Origin of the sequence: Beggiatoa leptomitoformis (assembly GCF_001305575.3) — a bacterium.
Classification (GTDB): Bacteria; Pseudomonadota; Gammaproteobacteria; order Beggiatoales; family Beggiatoaceae; genus Beggiatoa; species Beggiatoa leptomitoformis.
The window spans coordinates 3,208,788-3,225,652 of record NZ_CP012373.2; the positions used below are offsets into that span (position 1 = coordinate 3,208,788).

Below are 16,865 nucleotides of genomic sequence, written 5' to 3' on the forward strand. Positions count from 1 at the left end.
CTTTAAAATGATTATTGTAGGGTGGAATAGGCGCAAGCCGTATTCCACAACAGTGCAAGCTTTCTGCATAAACTCAGCTATTTTTGGCGTTTTATGGTGGAATACGCTACGCTATTCCACCCTACATTAAGCTGCTTTTTAAGTTGCGTTAGCTATATGAGATAACTCAGTATTATTATGAATGGCATCAAACATATTATTGCGCATTTAATTTATCAAATAATGCCATTTTTTCTGTATAAAGACTTTCTGCTGTGTCGATAAAATTATCGTCTTCTATTCCATATTCATCAGTTTCTAACGCTCTTGTTTCACTTCCTTCTGATGTATTAGCAAATAAAACAGCAACAAATTTTCCCCTGTCAATTTTATTGTCAATAACTAAATTACTGGCTTTGTTAAAAATATAATTGCTATGTGATGTAGCAACTAATTTGATTTTATTGTCTTTAACCAATCGTGCAAAGACCGCCATCAATTTCACTTGGTTTTCAGGATGTAAATGTGCTTCGGGTTCTTCAATAAAAATTAATGGTTTTTGTTTCTTGTTTGTGGACAGAATATATTTTAAGTAAGCAACAATTGGGGATATTTCTGAAACCATAGAGGAAGTTACAGATAAATCTAAGACTAGAGGTAAATTACTGAGTGTGAACAACAAGTGTTTTGTTTCACTATTAAATTCAACGCTTCCTTGTAGAATTTCTTTTTCAATTTCTTCTATATAAGATTGCAAATCATGGTTAGACTTACGCGACGTAATATTAGATAAATGCAAAAAGTAATCTGCTACAGGCTCAGAAATAGCAGGTATGCTGATTGGTTTTGACGTAAAACTGCGATTCTTTGCAAGTTCCGCAAAAATTGCTCCAAAAGCATTAAGTGCTTGATATAAACCTGACCGTGAAGCAGGTAAATAATAAACATCATTAATAGAATCTAATTCCTTAAAAAAGTTGCGAACTAAATCTATCCTATGAGAATAGACCTTTTCTCGAATATTCTCAGTGGCACGAAGTTTTTTTGCGAACCGCTTAACCGCATCGTTGTTGAGTTCCAAATTCAAAATAACAAGTTGTATTGCTTTATTCTGATTAGCTTTTTTCTCTATTCCCAAAAGTAGCAAAAACGCTACTCCTGTTATGGTGATTTTTCTGTAAATTTATTTTGTAAGTTTTCTATGCTAGAAAAAGTATTTTCCAACGAAGTTGATAACGTTTTTATAAATTTTTCAAACAGCTCAATTAGCGTTTTTTCCATTTCATTTTTATAATACCCCCATTCGTCTAATTCTTTACTTGACTCCTTTATTTTAAATTCAAAATTCAATAGCTTAATATTCTTAAAAATTAAATAAACTAAAGAAATAGCATAAGATTTGCCCATGCTATTTTTACCAAACAATAGATATAAATCCTTTTCCGTATCGAATTGAAAGTGTTTAATCACCCCAAAATTTTCAATTGTAATAATCATTTATTTTCTCTTTAAATCCGTAATTAACTTGTCTTTAACTGTAAAATAATCCCCGCTAATGGCGGTAATGTTAAAGATACGCTATATGGGTATTCTTTCCACGTTTGATTATCTGCGGTTATCGCGTCATTTCCCATATTACTGCCTTGATAATGATAGGAATCTGAATTGAAAATTTCGTGATACACGCCCAATTGTTGCACGCCTATACGATAGTTATAACGCGGTGTAGCCGTGAAATTGAAAAGGATGAGCAATTCTTCTGCACCCGCACGACGCTTGAAAGCAATCACCGATTGTTTATTATCACTACAATCAATCCATGTAAATCCTTGTCCTTCAAAATCAAACTGATGTAGTGCAGGTTGTTGACAGTAAAGTTGGTTCAAATCTTTTACAATATTTTGTATTCCTTGATGATTAGGCTTATCTAATAATTCCCAGTCTAATGCCCGTTCTTCACTCCATTCGCGTTCTTGCCCAAATTCACAGCCCATAAATAATAGTTTTTTACCCGAATATGTCCATAAATAGGTAAATAATAACCGTAAATTAGCAAATTTTTGCCATGTATCTCCCGGCATTTTATTCAGTAATGAACCTTTGCCGTGTACAACTTCATCGTGGGAAAAGGGTAGGACAAAGTTTTCACTAAATGCGTACAACATACCAAAAGTGAGTAGTTGATGATGATAACGACGATGTTGTTGGTCTTCTCTAAAATAGATAGCGGTGTCGTGCATCCAGCCCATATTCCATTTCATACTGAATCCTAAGCCATTTGAGCTTGGACGAGTGACTTGCGCCCAACTGGTCGATTCTTCAGCAATCATTAAACTGCCTGCGCATTCTGCTTGTACCACGCTATTTAATTCTTGGAGAAAGGAAATAGCTTCTATATTTTCGTGTCCACCATATTGATTTGGCAACCATTCACCCGCTTTACGCGAATAATCCAAATATAACATGGAGGCAACCGCATCAACCCGTAATCCATCTATATGAAAAATTTTTAACCAATATAATGCGTTAGAGATTAAAAAACTGCGAACTTCAAGGCGTGCGTAATTAAAAACATACGTTCCCCATTCTTTATGCTCGCCCTTGCGTGGGTCAGGATGTTCATAAAGTGCCGTTCCATCAAATCGTGCTAGTCCGTGCGCGTCTTTAGGAAAATGTCCGGGAACCCAATCGAGTAATACACCAATGTTATGTTGATGACAATAATCAATAAAATAGCGAAAATCATCGGGTGAACCAAAACGGCTAGTTGGTGCGTAAAATCCCGTCACTTGATAACCCCACGAAGGATCGTAGGGGTGTTCGGCAATAGGTAATAATTCTATGTGTGTGAAGCCTAAGCGTTCAATGTATGCGACTAAACGATGGGCTAATTCTCGATAATTTAAAAATTTGCCTGCTTCATTTCGTTGCCACGAGCCTAAATGGACTTCATAAATACTCATTGGGCGGTGCGACCATTGGCTCTGTGCGCGGTTAGCCAGCCAATTTGCGTCTTGCCATTCGTGTTGTGAATTAGGCACTACATAGTTGGCGGTGTGCGGACGATTTTCACAGCCTTGTGCGTAAGGGTCTGACTTAATAAATATATTACCCGTCGCCCGTTGTCGGATTTCGAATTTATAAAGATTGCAGGTCGCCAGATTAGGAATAAAAAGTTCCCAAACACCGCTACTTCCGCGTACTCGCATGGGGTGTATGCGCCCATCCCATTGATTAAACTCGCCAACCACGCTCACACGCTCGGCATTAGGGGCCCAAACGGCAAATAATATACCGTCTATAGTGTTAATTTGATGTTGATGCGCACCTAGAAATTGATACGCATGGCGATGTTTTCCTTCATTAAATAAATGCAAATCAAACTCGGTGAGTTGCGGGGGAAAACAATAAGGGTCATAACGTTGGTGAATGCCGTATTGGTCGCTCCATTGAATCTGATAATTATCAGGTACTTCTGTTGCTTGTCCGTGCCATTCAAATATGTCGGTATTGCCTATTCGCTGTAGGGATAGGGGCGCATGTAAAAATCGTACCTGCTCGGCATGGGGAAGTAGGACTCGCACCATGCAATTTTTTCCGTTTACATGTCGTCCTAACACGGCAAACGGGTCGTGGTGACAAGCCGACAACAATTTCTGAATATCAGAAGATAATGGAGGGGTCATCTCACGGTTTCCTGAGAAAGGAGGGATAAAATACGCGTCTGCATAATATGGTACGTCTTACATAATGTAATCTTTTTAATAAAATACAACACCAACACAAGAGAATACGTAAACGTCATACTTTTGTTGTTTTCTGGTCTTTTAATTCGGTTAATCCTGATTCAGACAAACAATTCGCTAAGCGTACAAAATCTGCTACATCTAGCGTTTCCGCACGGGTTTGTGGGTCTATACCCATTTGCTGAATTTGTGTATCAGATAGGAGATTTTTTAAATTATTTCGTAATGTTTTCCGTCGTTGTGCAAACGCGCTGGTAATCACACGCTGAAAAACGGCTTCATCATTTGCAGGGCAGGGCAATGTTTGATAAGGAATTAATTGTACAATGCTCGATTCTACTTTCGGCGCGGGCGTAAATGCACCCGACCCTACATCAAATAATTTTTCCACCTGACAACGATACTGTAACGCTACGGATAATCGCCCATAATTCGCCGTATCAGGGGCTGCTGTCATACGGTCAACCACTTCTTTTTGTAACATAAATAACATGTCACTGATGCAGGGTGTAAATTCTAATAGGTGAAATAACAATGGCGTAGAAATGTTGTAGGGTAGATTGCCAATAATCCGTAATGATTGACCTGCCTGTGCGAGTTGTCCAAAATCAAACTTTAGCGCGTCCGCTTGATATAAAGTTAATTTCCCTAATGGCGCACAGGTCTGTTGCAATAACGTGGCTAAATCCCGATCTATTTCAACAACGCTTAATTGCCCTAACAATTCTAACAATGGCAATGTTAATGCACCACGTCCCGCCCCTATTTCTACAATCTGCTGTTTGGGTTGCGGTGCGAACGCTTGAATAATGCGTGCAATAACCGACGCATCATGTAAAAAATTCTGTCCAAACCGTTTACGCGGTTGTGGAAAAGCACTTGGCTGGCTCATAGAGAAGATAACTTTTTTGATGAATGTGACTTTAATAACTGAAACTAACGCTCGAATATGCCCATTATGACACAAACCACCGTTCCCCTAACCGCCCCGCTCGTGATGGGTATTTTAAACCTCACCCCCGATTCTTTCTCCGATGGTGGCAAATTTACCGCCCAAGATATCGCCTTACAACACGCCGAACGTTTGGTAAAAGAAGGCGCGCAAATAATTGATATTGGCGGAGAATCAACCAGACCAAACGCGCAGCCCGTCGCTGAACAGGCAGAATTAGACCGTGTTATGCCCATTATAGAAAAAGTCTTAGCAGAATTGCCCGTACAAGTCTCTGTTGATACTTATAAAGCAGGCGTAATGCGTGCCGCAATAAATGCAGGGGTGCATATTATTAATGATATTGCTGCATTAGGTGAAGAAGGTAGTTTACAAACTGTTGCCGCATCGCCCCATATCACCGTGTGTTTAATGCACAAACAAGGCACGCCACAAACCATGCAAATAAATCCCACTTATACCGATGTGAGCCGCGAAGTCTGCGACTTTTTACAAACCCGTGTACAAGCCTGTTTACAAGCGGGTATCACGCAAGACCGTATTTGGTTAGACCCCGGTTTTGGCTTTGGTAAAACCCCTGAACACAATTTGCAATTAATGAATCGTTTAGAACAATTAACGGCATTGGGCTATCCTGTTTTAATTGGTGTATCGCGAAAATCTTTACTGGGAACGGTATTGCATAAACCCGTTGCTGAACGGCTTTATGGCAGTTTAGCACTGGCAGTGTTAGCGATTAGCAAAGGCGCAAAAATCGTGCGTACCCATGATGTTGCTGCAACCGTTGATGTCATAAAAACGGCTTATGCAGTTTTACAAGAACACGTAGAGGCTTAAAACCATGGCAGCCAAAAAATCCACAGATTATCAGCGCAATTATAACAAGCTAAAAACCATCGCAGAGACCATGCGCCAAGAAGAAGCCTTAGATATAGACCAATTAATTCCCTTAGTTGAAGAAGCCAGTAAGGCTTATAAAGCGTGTCAGGAAAGAATTGCAGCGGTAGAAAAAGTATTAAAAACCGTTGAGTAATAACAGATATTTATCATTTCCTCACCGTGTTGCGACGATATTAAGCCATATCCTTTCTTTTCTTTTTGTGACTTAATGACTGCATCACTTTATCGCATAGAAAACAACCATTCTCATGTCCTCTGATACATTACTTGATGACCCTTTGCTTGCCTGTTTAGTGATATTAACCAAGTTGAATAACAAGCCTTTTTCAGCGGATGCACTGCGGGCAGGATTACCCTTAGAAAACAATCAATTTTCCCCTGCAACGTTTATCCGTTCGGCTGAGCGAGCAGGATTGTCCGCCCGTTTAGCCGCGCAACCCTTAGCCAGCATAAGTGCATTGTATTTGCCTGCGGTGTTACTGCTTACTGACGGGCAAGCGTGCATTTTACTCAAACAGGTGGGTAAAAAACGTGTACAAGTCATCTTTCCTGCGGTTGGTGAAGGCAGTAGTGAAATAGAACTGAGTGAATTGGCGAAAAACTATAGCGGGTCGGTGCTATTTGCGCGCCCTGTTTATGCTTTTGACCAACGCACGGCAGAGGCAGAACATGCACCGCGCCCAAGAAGTTGGTTTTGGGGAACATTATGGCAATCATGGGGACTTTATACCGAAGTATTGTTAGCGTCGTTGCTGATTAATTTATTCGCCTTGGCTTCGCCTTTATTCGTTATGAATGTGTACGACCGCGTTGTACCGAATAATGCTTTAGAAACATTATGGGTTTTGGCGATTGGTATGTTGATTGTGTTTGTATTTGATTTTTTAATGCGCAGTTTACGCGGGTATTTTATTGATGTTGCTGGTAAACGTGCAGATATTGTGTTATCGAGTCGCGTTTTTGAGCAAGTGTTAGGCTCACAACGAAGTGCGCATCCAACCTCTGTTGGTGCTTTTGCCAATCAGTTACATGAATTTGAATCTTTCCGAGATTTTTTTACTTCCGCAACATTAACAGCGGTTATTGATTTGCCTTTCGCGTTGCTGTTTGTGGTTGCAATTTGGGGCTTATTACATCCCGCATTGGCTTTATTGCCTTTATTTGCTATACCCTTGATTATTCTATTTAGCTTATTACTACAGTTGCCTTTACGTAAAGTTATTCAGCAAACCACGCAGGCAAGCGCGCAAAAACAAGCGGTGTTGGTGGAAACCTTAAGTGGATTGGAAACGCTCAAAACCGTGCGGGCGGAAGGCAATATGCAACGCCGTTGGGAATTGTTAATGGCGCAGTTAGCACAAGGTGGGTTGAAAGTACGATATTTATCGGCGTTATCCGTTAATTTTTCAGTTTTTATTCAACAACTCACTAGCGTTATTGTAGTGGTCTATGGGGTTTATTTAATTGCGGATAAGGAAATTACAACGGGAACATTAATCGCGGCGACAATTCTTACAGGACGTGCATTAGCCCCAATGGCGCAGGTAGTCAGTTTAATCACCCGTTATCATCAGTCGTTACAAGCATTTAAATCATTAGACCGCTTGATGCGGATGCCGTTAGAACGACCATTAAATCATCCTTTTGTACATCGTCCCCTGTTGCAGGGAAATATTGAATTTAAACAGGTGGCGTTTAGTTATCCACAACAAGCACAAACGGTTTTGCAAGCGGTTTCTTTTGGTATTCAAGCAGGTGAACGGGTTGGCATTATTGGACGCATTGGTTCGGGAAAAAGTACGATTGCAAAGTTATTACTTAGCTTATATCCACCTGAATCAGGTAGTATTTTAGTAGATGGGGTGGATAGTCGACAAATAGACCCTGAAGATTTACGCCGTAATATGGGCTATGTCGCGCAAGACCCAACCTTATTTTATGGCACTGTGCGCGATAATATTGTCCTTGGCGCGCCGTATGCGGATGACGCGCAGGTATTGCGTGCCGCAACCTTGGCGGGGGTGACTGACTTTGTTAATCGTCATCCCTTGGGTTTTGATATGCGCGTTGGTGAACGGGGCGAGGGTTTATCAGGTGGACAGCGTCAAGCGATTGTTTTGGCACGTGCGTTTTTGTTAAATCCACCGATTTTATTATTGGATGAACCAAGCAACGCAATGGATAGCAGTACGGAGGAGGCGTTAAAAGCGCGTTTATCGCCCTATTTAGCGGATAAAACCTTAATCCTTGTCACACATCGCCAGTCCTTGTTATCGTTGGTTGAGCGGCTGATTGTGGTGGATAACGGACAGGTTATGGCCGTTGGGGAACGTGAGCAAGTGATTCAGGCGTTGCGAAATGGGGAAGTGCGGGTAGGACAGTAATTATTAGAAAATGGCATTTTCAGGGGTTAATCAATTTGTGATACATGACGGATAACATTGCTTAGGGGGATGGTATCCGTTACGTTACTTTATTAAGTTTGCCTAATGCCCTGTTAATCCCGTAGCGCGGTTTTTATCGGGCATTGTATCGGGTAGATAGTGTTGATATTCTGACAAATCGCCATTTAAACTGGCTTGTTTTACCACAACAGGACGTAAGAAAATAATCAATTCCGTTTTATTATATTCATCATTGCGATAGCTAAACGCATCGCCCACCAATGGCAGATTGGACAAGACGGGTAAGCCCATTTTACCTTGTTCTGTCGTATCTTGCATTAAACCGCCAATAATCGCTACATCACCATTATTAACCCTTAAAATCGATTCAATTTCCCGTACTTGAATTTCAGGAACTTGGCTGGTTATACCTGCGCTCGCTAACTCTGGGTTAGGGTCGTTTACAAAACCAATAATCCGTGAAATAGTCGGGTGTACATTCAGCGTAACTTGTCCTATCTCACTGATTTGTGGGGTAACATTCATGACTAATCCAACGGGGACGGTGTTAATCGCTGTAGAATAAGCCGTGCGTGAACGTGTATCTGTATCGCTAATCGTTACGTCAACCGTAAAATAAACCCGATTATCAACCACTTTTAAAATAGCCGATTGATTATTCAGCACCATGAGTTTTGGACTGGAAAGTACTTTTACTGTGCCAAACTCTTCCAACATTTTGACCGTAGCAGAAATATTCCCAGTTCCACTATCAGGATTGCTATAAGTGAAACTATACGCGGGGGGTTGTGCCAAATTGCCCGCGAGGAGTTGTTGCGCATAGCTGAAATTACCATTGATTCGTTGCCAATCAACCCCTGCTTGATATTGATTATTTAAAGTCACTTCTGCAATAGTCGCTTCGATTAATACTTGTCGTTGCGCGCTATTCATCACGTCATCTAAAAAACGTTGAATGTCTTCATGCTGCTTATAGGTTGCCCGCACCGTCAAAATGCCTGTTTCAGGGTTAATCGTCACATTGCCATTTTTCTCCGCGCCTGTACTTTCCTTATCGTTTAATAAATTAGACACATTTTCTTGTAACGTTTTCCAAAAATTATTGTTAGATACATTTTTAATGCTAGAAATGGAATTATTGCCTGACGTAATAGTCGTACCCCCTTTTCCAACAGCAACCGTGCCTGTACTAGCAACTTGCGTTGAAATAGCGGTTTCACTGGTGGATTCACGGCTCATATTGACGTAACTAATTTTATACGTCCGTAACTCAGGTTTATCAGGTCTGACGATTAATACACGGTCTTCTGAAATTTCATAACGCAAACTCACTTGTTGTGAAATACGTTCCAACAGTTGTGGCAAGGTTTGGTCTAGTGCATTTAAAGAAACAATACCTTCAATACCGGGATGAATGTCGATATTCAAATTAGCATCTCTAGCAAGGGCAAGCAGGAGCTTTTCTACAGGCACACTATCAACGGTTACTGAATAAGTTTCTAAGGGCTGTACAGGCTGTGGTGGTGGTAGGGGAGGGGTTTGAATCACGGGGGGCGGAATATTCGCTTTGGTCTTAGGCAAACTGGTGTTGTTTAAATGACCCTGTGATGGCGCAGGCGGTTGGGGGGCGCAAGCACTGATAAAACACATCACATTGATACTAAATATAAATAATAAGTTATGAAAAGAAAATGACATGCAGCGTTCAGTTCCCAGACCGTCTAAGTAAACAACAATATATCCGCAATATTATGACATAAGTAAAAAAGTGAAAAATATTTGCTTCACTATTATTTTTTATCCCCGCTTTGTTCCTCTCTCAGCCATTCGGTTTTTATCAGTCCTTAAATACCTGTTCCAAAGATTTCCACAGATTCCCTTCTTTAATCTTTAATTTGTTTAAATAGATTTTATTGTAATAGTTATGTCATAAAAAACTGTGGATAACTCAGAATTTTTATTTATATTTAAATAGTTATCCTGTTAGTAACTTTGTTGATAACTGCTTGAACATCCCTAGAATAACTCTGTAGAACCATTTATTTATCGAAGTTATCCACAAGTTACTAACAGGTTATCCACAAGTTACTAACAAGTTACTAACAGCTAAACGCTAAAAAGTAGGCAAAAAAACAACAAAAAACATAAAAGTAGCTAAACAACAAATAAGTTTTTACCACTTAACTTAATGATATTAAATTTAAATTCTGAGTTATCCACAGGGATACTGATTGATATATTGCGAAGGAATAGAGAAAGGAATGTAAAAAAGCTAATTCACTATTTATAAATAATTTTTTTAAGTTATCCACAGGGAGATTTATCCAACTTTAAGCCTCCTATTGAACTTGTCCTATTTCACAAATCTGGTTAGCACTGTAAAATCACGTTGCTGGTGCAGCCAGTGATTAAATACAAGTTTTATTAAATGGTTAGATACACTATAAGGAGTTTTATAATGCTAAAACGTGTTTTACTACTACTGTGCTTTATTAGTTACGGAACAGGACAAACGGTTTATGCAGAACAACGTGCGTTGTTATATCCTGCGATGGATAAATTATCCACAGAATTACAAAGCGTTGTAACCGAAGCGCAAAAAATTGACCGCCCCAGCGTGCCTTATGAACAATTGACACAACAGACACGTTATTACACACGCATTGCCCCACGTAAATACGTGTTGGATGCAAATAACCAATTGTTAAACAGCGCAATTTTAAGCACTAAACCCATTGCTTTTGTTACCACACCAGACGGGATTTATGGCAAATCGCTGTTAGATATTTACTTAGATATTGGTTACGAAGCAGAAGATATTATTCATTGGCAACGGGATGTACCGATGGTTGCGATAGTCTTTCGTTTTCCTGACGAAATCACACAATCTGAAGTGTTGAATGGTGAACTACCCGCAGAATGGCGTAAAACTGTGATTATTCCTACATGGGATAATCTTTTTACTGTTTTTCAACGATTCGCCACGGATGCAACGGTTGACGCAAACAAAAAGAGCGAAGGTGACTTTTCCCCCAACGGTTTCTTTTTCCGTAGTGATGCAAATAAATCTTTTGTGTTAGGTTATCCTGAAATAGGCAAGGAGCGGTTAAAAACCGCGTCTTATCAAGAAATTAAAGCAACAGGCGGGGCAGATTGGGCGTATCGGGAATTATTAGAACAGAAACTAAGTATTTTTGAACATTTTCGTGGCACTGGACGGACGCAAAACGAGATTGTTGACCCACAAGGGATTCATCACGAATCGGGTTTATTTGAATTTATCGCGCCTAACTTTGCACTAAAAGATTTAGCAGAAATTGCGGTTATTGATTTGGGATTATTATCAATGCAGGGTACATATATACCTGTTAAATAAAGATATTGAAAGTTGCATAGGGTGGCACTGCCCACCCTACTGCTGTCTGAATCAGAATTCTCAGGATTTATGGGTAATGCTCACCCGACTATTTCCCGCGTTTTGCATCCAATTGTTGCGCTTTTTCTTTATCAATCCACCAAGTATTAAATCCTAGTCCATATTTTGGGGCAATGTTTGGGTGCATGAATTTGTTCCAATATGCCACGCGAAATGTGCGAATGTGCCAGTGTGGAATTACGTAATAGCCTGAGAGTAAAACACGGTCTAATGCGCGGGTGTGTGCAATAAGGCTTGCCCTGTCTGGGGCTGCAATCACTTGTTCTATGAGTGCATCGATAACAGGGTCTTTAATCCCTGCGTAGTTGCGTGTGCCTTTAATATCTGCCTTGTTTGAACCCCAATAATCGCGTTGTTCATTACCGGGAGAAAGCGATTGTCCAACAACGGCAACAATCATATCAAAATCAAAATCATCTAAACGGTTTTTGTATTGGCTGGAATCTACTGTGCGGATGGTCGCTTTAATGCCTACCCGTTCTAAGTTTTTGGCAAACGGTAGGGAAATTCTTTCAAAAGCAGGGCTGTCTAGTAAAATTTCAAAATCAAACGGTTTACCCGTTGTTTTATTGACTAAACGGTTTTGTTTAAATTCCCATCCTGCGTCGGTTAATAGTCCAAGTGCTTTGCGAATGTTATCGCGGATATTGCCTGAGCCATCACTACTTGGGGGTTGATAAGCCGTTGTAAAAATATGTTCGGGAATTTTGTTTTTAAACGGTTCTAAAATCGCCTGTTCTTCTGCACTGGGGAGGTTATGCGCGGCAAGTTCTGAGTTGGAAAAAAAACTGTCGGTGCGGGTATAAGCATTGTAAAACAGGTTTTTATTTGACCATTCAAAATCAAATAAATAGCCGATTGCTTCACGGACTTTGGGGTCTGCAAATAGGGGACGGCGGGTATTGAAGAAAAAGGCTTGCATGCCTGTGGGGATTTCGTGAGTAATTTCTTCTTTAATAACTAAGCCTGTTTTTACAGCGGGGAAGTCGTAAGCAGTCGCCCAATCTTTTGCGGTGGATTCAGAACGGAAATCATATTCCCCTGCTTTAAAGGCTTGTAATGCAACGGTACTATCGCGGTAATAGTCGTAGCGAATGGTATCAAAATTTTCTTGTCCTAAATTAACGGGTAAATTCGCCCCCCAGTAATCGGGTACTCGTTTGTAAACGACGAAACGCCCTGCTTCAAATGTGTCAATTTTATAAGCACCGCTCCCTAAAGGGGCTTCAAGTGTGGTTTTGTCAAACTCGCGAGTACTCCAATAGGCTTTTGAAAGAATGGGGAGTTGTCCCATAATCAGGGGAAGCTCTTTATTTGTACCATTGATAAAGGTGAATTTAACCTTGTGTTCGTCGACCTTTTCTACTTTAGTGACATTTTCGTAGTAGGAACGGTAAAACGGATTGCCCTTTTCTTTAAGAATTTCAAAAGAAAAAATTACATCTTCAGGGGTAATCGGTGTTCCATCATGAAAGCGGGCAATCGAGCGTAATTGATAGGCGACCCATGTTCTATCTTCAGGAACTTCAATCGTTTCAGCAATGAGTCCATAAACAGAAAAGGCTTCATCATCGCTATTAACTGTTAGGGTTTCAAATAAACCACCAATACCTGCTGGTGGAATGCCTTTTATGATAAATGGGTTAAAACTGTCGTATGTGCCTATATCGGCTAAACGTACCGTTCCCCCTTTGGGCGCGTCAGGATTAGCGTATTCAAAATGCTTAAAGTTAGGGGGATATTTTAAATCGCCATACATGGACATACCATGTCCAACGGTAACGTTGCCGTTGTTTTGTTCGGTCGCAAAAGTGGGTGCATTAGAAACCAGTAGTAGGGTAAAAAGGAAAAACGCTCGCATACAATCCTCTGGGAGTAAAAGAAGTTTATTTGTTAATCATGATGGGTTAATCAAGCCTGTTGTCAAACTGTTTACACAATATCGCGTTAAGCTTATGACTTTGTGTCGCGCTGTTTGGGCTTATGGGGTTATGCGTGATGGTTAAAAGAGATGAAGTCTGGTTGAATTTTAATCTAAAATTCATCGTGTAGGTGCGAATTTATTCGCATTGCTATGTAAATGCAAATAAATTTGTGCTGACCGTTGTCATCAGCTTGTCATCTTCTTGTCATGTCCGAGTAGGGATAATACAGCTTGTCATTGAATTATGCTGTTATAACGCAAGTGGGTGAAAGATGAAAAGTCAAAGTGAATTATTAAAAGCCTATTTCTTTATGATTTTATTGATAATTGGTATGTTTACCTTGTTAAACGTTATTGCGTCTTTATAACGCATCTCTAAATGGAATGGCTTTGAAACAGTTTGATTGCAATATGATACATGGCTTATAACAGGAGAAAATGAAATGAATTTGGATAAAAACCTACGTAAGTATTTAAAAAGAACAGGGAAATCTTTTGCTGTGCAGTTTATACCTGAAGAGGATAAGTGGTGCGTGATGGTTGGTGAGTCTTCTACCAAAGCAGATAAACTAGCCGACGCATTACGAAGCGTATGGCTAGAAATACCTGACTTTAATGATGTTGTTAAAGGATAATCAGCGCATTAAAAAATTTTGGGGTTTTCTGCGTCTTTTAGCTTGTCGCGTAGGGTCATCAATTGGTCGACAACGTCAGAAAACAGTTTGGTGCTGAATTGACCATTAACCGTTTGATTATACATAGTTTGGCTTAAGCTCAAAATTTGCAGGCGTAAGTTATCTTGGAGCGTTTCGGTTTTTTGAGTTTGTTGTAGATTGGCGGCAAATTGTTCTAATAACTCAGCAGTAATCATGGTTAAAACAATGCATTTGTTAGGGCTGTCGCCAATTTTTTTGCCTGCCTTGCCATGATGTTGAGTCCAATAACGTTCTTCCCCGCAAAAAATTTGGTTCTCTTGGATTGCGGTGATTTTTTTAAAGGCGAGTGGTTTTTGTCCTTCGGTCGTTGATTCTTCTACTTCTATGAACCACTCACCAATCGCTGGGGTGTAAATGTCTTTTCCCCAAGTTCTTTTTCTTAGTTTTTCTAAAAAACTCCTCTGATAGTCTGTTGAGGCCTGCATGTTTTACTCCTTAATCTGCTGGTTATTTGTTTTAGATAATTTCTAGTCGTTCATCTTTAACGACTCCCGATAAGCTATCTACTACGCCATATTCACGAATAAATTTAATTATTTCGTTGTGATAAACCAATCCTGTTTCTTCTTTTGCTAATGCTGTGACATCAAAGCCAATGGCAGGACGATGATTTTTAGTTGTTTGTCCTTTCCAATATTCTCCACCTGCGCCCCGCAAGGCGACAAAATCGCCAAATGCAACATGAAAGTTTTTTTCTAAGACTGTTTCTATGGGTTTACCTTGTATATAAATCGCTTGTGCCGTTGCATCTGCTGCTGTATCGCCTAGTACGATTTGGTAACGCACTTGGCGGGAAAAATGTAAAAACCCATAAGAAACGGCATATCCTACTAAATCATTTTTTGTTACTTGTTGTTCAGGGCGGACTAAACGTTGTGCATTGCTGATTAATAATTGTCTAATTTGCGCGCCTGTCATGGTCACAACAACAATTAAGTCGGCAAAGGGCATAACTTTATACCAATCATCAAAGGTAATCGGGTGGGCAGGCTTTATCCCCTGACAGACACCCGACGCATTAAATGCAGCAAAATCTACTTGTTGCGAACCATCTAAGCGGGGTGGAAAGTGAAGGCTTCGCGCAACAATGGCATCATTCATAAAGTTAGCAATGGCAAGTTGTCCACGATAACGTTCCTGTATGATGTTTTCTGTGCATAAATCTGCTAAATCACCTGCATAACCAATTACTTCTTCAAGTTTATCTTGTAGCTTTGCATACAAGGGACGCATGATATTTTCTTCAAATACGCTATCTACATCGGTTTCTTGCTCGTATAACGCGGGATTGTAGTCTGCTTGTGTTCTTGCCGTATCATCATGTGGTTTTATTGAGTGTAAACAGGCTGTTATTGTGGGTTTTATACCTGTTACCCTTGGTTGCAGGGTAATGGCGACTTCCCCTAAATGACTGCCATAAGCCCCTGCTTGCACAATAGGTATTTGATGATGATAACTGTTTAAATGGTCTGTATTTAATAAGGTATGCGTATGTCCACCGATTAAAATAATCGGTTTGTGTGTTAATAAGGCGGTTGCGGCTTGCGCAATATCAACATCACCACATGCCAATAGATGTCTAACTACCCCTCCTACAGCACCGTTATATCCCACGTGAGATAACAGTAAAATTACATCCGCATGGGGTGCAAGCACGGGTAATACTTTTTTTAACGTTATCAATACATCTTGTGCATAAAAACGGGGGTCATCCGCCGTGCCTAAACGAGTCGCAACAACCGTTGTAAGCCCGATAATGCCTACGCGCAATCCCTTTTTTGTAACGCCAATAATGGCTGGATGATAATGTTGCGCTTGTAAATAGCATGAACCATATAAATTTGCTGACAATACGGGAAAACGCGCATCTTGTTCGATGGCTTTTGCCAGTAATGCCGACCCTCGGTCTAATTCATGATTACCAATCGCACAGGCATCCATGCCTGCGGCTGAATAAACATGATAAGCAGCACTGAGTTGGAAACTGTTAGTATCCGCCCCTAATAATTCGTCGAAGGGATTGCCTATATGGTCATCTCCTGCGGAGATAAACAAAACATCTTCGGTTTTACCCGCCATTGCGCGTGCGGTATTAACATATTTCACTATTTGTGAAAAACGTCGCGTATCCCCCTGTTGTTGATGAGTTGAACGCAATTCATGATGTAAATCGTTAAGATGAAAAATACGCAACGTATGCGCTTGTTCGGGTTGTAATGTACAAACGGGTGTTGGCAGATTATCCGTTATCTGTAAACAGGGCGGATTATCGACGTGAATAAAATCGCCTTGCAATAAATATAAGGTTTGAAAATGACCTAAAGGGTTTGGTACACCTTGTTTTAGGGTCACTGTGGGCAGCGATAGACGTGTTTGCTGTTGCCAACACGCTGAATCTATTAATACAGCCGTATTATAATCGTCTATTCTCAATCTCATTCACCATTAATGAAATATTCAGTAAGCATCGATAATGAATAATTGTTTGCTTAACCTTTATATCCTAGTATAACGCTCAACTATAATGACAATATCATGAGCCTAACTAATTATTTCAATAGTGTTGTTGATTGGGAACAGAGGTAATCATTTTTTCTAACCAGATTAATGATGGAAAAATTATGCACGCTCTATTTTACAAAACGATGACGGTAACGTATGGTTACAAAATGATTTTGTTAAGAATAGGATGGTATTTAATAGAACAAGATGATTGGTTTTTAAAAATGCGTAATATTAAGGAACATTTATTATTAGTATGTTTATCCTGCCAAATTCTAAGATAAGAATGCAGTGTGATAGGAATC

Annotated in this window: 13 protein-coding genes; 5 read left to right on the forward strand and 8 right to left on the reverse strand. The window is 40.0% G+C overall.

Annotated features, from left to right (window positions below; genetic code table 11):
- Nucleotides 1-196: 196 nt before the first annotated feature.
- The 4 genes from AL038_RS13490 to rsmA all read right to left on the reverse strand — a co-directional run bounded on the left by AL038_RS13490 (nucleotide 197) and on the right by rsmA (nucleotide 4,617).
- A complete protein-coding gene (locus AL038_RS13490) occupies nucleotides 197-1,126 on the reverse strand; it encodes an AAA family ATPase (protein WP_062153640.1) in 930 nt (309 codons plus the stop codon).
- Between the two features lie 14 nt (nucleotides 1,127-1,140).
- Nucleotides 1,141-1,476, reverse strand: a complete 336-nt coding sequence (locus AL038_RS13495; RefSeq protein WP_062153642.1) for an AAA family ATPase — start codon at nucleotides 1,474-1,476, stop codon at nucleotides 1,141-1,143.
- 23 nt (nucleotides 1,477-1,499) lie between these two features.
- The gene (glgB, locus tag AL038_RS13500; RefSeq protein ID WP_062153643.1) at nucleotides 1,500-3,665 is read right to left on the reverse strand and encodes a 1,4-alpha-glucan branching protein GlgB; all 2,166 of its coding nucleotides are present in this window, start codon (nucleotides 3,663-3,665) and stop codon (nucleotides 1,500-1,502) included.
- A 115-nt stretch (nucleotides 3,666-3,780) separates the two neighbouring features.
- Complete coding sequence (gene rsmA / locus AL038_RS13505; RefSeq protein ID WP_062153645.1) at nucleotides 3,781-4,617, reverse strand: 16S rRNA (adenine(1518)-N(6)/adenine(1519)-N(6))-dimethyltransferase RsmA; 837 nt, start codon at nucleotides 4,615-4,617, stop codon at nucleotides 3,781-3,783.
- Between the two features lie 57 nt (nucleotides 4,618-4,674).
- On the opposite strand from rsmA, the gene folP reads away from it, so the two are divergent.
- The 3 genes from folP (at nucleotide 4,675) to AL038_RS13520 (ending at nucleotide 7,961) form a co-directional block, all read left to right on the forward strand.
- The gene (gene folP / locus AL038_RS13510; RefSeq protein ID WP_062153647.1) at nucleotides 4,675-5,514 is read left to right on the forward strand and encodes a dihydropteroate synthase; all 840 of its coding nucleotides are present in this window, start codon (nucleotides 4,675-4,677) and stop codon (nucleotides 5,512-5,514) included.
- A gap of 4 nt (nucleotides 5,515-5,518) precedes the next feature.
- Complete coding sequence (gene xseB, locus AL038_RS13515) at nucleotides 5,519-5,710, forward strand: exodeoxyribonuclease VII small subunit (protein ID WP_062153649.1); 192 nt, start codon at nucleotides 5,519-5,521, stop codon at nucleotides 5,708-5,710.
- A 115-nt stretch (nucleotides 5,711-5,825) separates the two neighbouring features.
- Nucleotides 5,826-7,961 carry a type I secretion system permease/ATPase gene (locus tag AL038_RS13520; RefSeq protein ID WP_062153651.1) on the forward strand — a complete coding sequence of 712 codons (2,136 nt, stop codon included), beginning with the start codon at nucleotides 5,826-5,828 and terminating at the stop codon, nucleotides 7,959-7,961.
- A gap of 102 nt (nucleotides 7,962-8,063) precedes the next feature.
- On the opposite strand, the gene mshL is transcribed toward AL038_RS13520, so the two are convergent.
- Nucleotides 8,064-9,680, reverse strand: coding sequence for a pilus (MSHA type) biogenesis protein MshL (gene mshL, locus AL038_RS13525; RefSeq protein ID WP_062153653.1), 1,617 nt, complete (start codon nucleotides 9,678-9,680; stop codon nucleotides 8,064-8,066).
- Nucleotides 9,681-10,440: 760 nt separating this feature from the next.
- Between mshL and AL038_RS13530 the strand changes: the two genes are divergently transcribed.
- A complete protein-coding gene (locus AL038_RS13530) occupies nucleotides 10,441-11,358 on the forward strand; it encodes a hypothetical protein (protein WP_062153655.1) in 918 nt (305 codons plus the stop codon).
- 88 nt (nucleotides 11,359-11,446) lie between these two features.
- On the opposite strand, the gene AL038_RS13535 is transcribed toward AL038_RS13530, so the two are convergent.
- Complete coding sequence (locus AL038_RS13535; RefSeq protein ID WP_062153657.1) at nucleotides 11,447-13,279, reverse strand: extracellular solute-binding protein; 1,833 nt, start codon at nucleotides 13,277-13,279, stop codon at nucleotides 11,447-11,449.
- A 506-nt stretch (nucleotides 13,280-13,785) separates the two neighbouring features.
- On the opposite strand from AL038_RS13535, the gene AL038_RS13540 reads away from it, so the two are divergent.
- Nucleotides 13,786-13,977: a hypothetical protein gene (locus AL038_RS13540; RefSeq protein WP_062153659.1), complete on the forward strand. Its 192-nt coding sequence runs from the start codon at nucleotides 13,786-13,788 to the stop codon at nucleotides 13,975-13,977.
- A gap of 8 nt (nucleotides 13,978-13,985) precedes the next feature.
- On the opposite strand, the gene AL038_RS13545 is transcribed toward AL038_RS13540, so the two are convergent.
- Nucleotides 13,986-14,483 carry a hypothetical protein gene (locus tag AL038_RS13545; protein WP_062153661.1) on the reverse strand — a complete coding sequence of 166 codons (498 nt, stop codon included), beginning with the start codon at nucleotides 14,481-14,483 and terminating at the stop codon, nucleotides 13,986-13,988.
- A 31-nt stretch (nucleotides 14,484-14,514) separates the two neighbouring features.
- Nucleotides 14,515-16,491 carry a bifunctional metallophosphatase/5'-nucleotidase gene (locus AL038_RS13550; protein ID WP_062153663.1) on the reverse strand — a complete coding sequence of 659 codons (1,977 nt, stop codon included), beginning with the start codon at nucleotides 16,489-16,491 and terminating at the stop codon, nucleotides 14,515-14,517.
- Nucleotides 16,492-16,865: the final 374 nt, after the last annotated feature.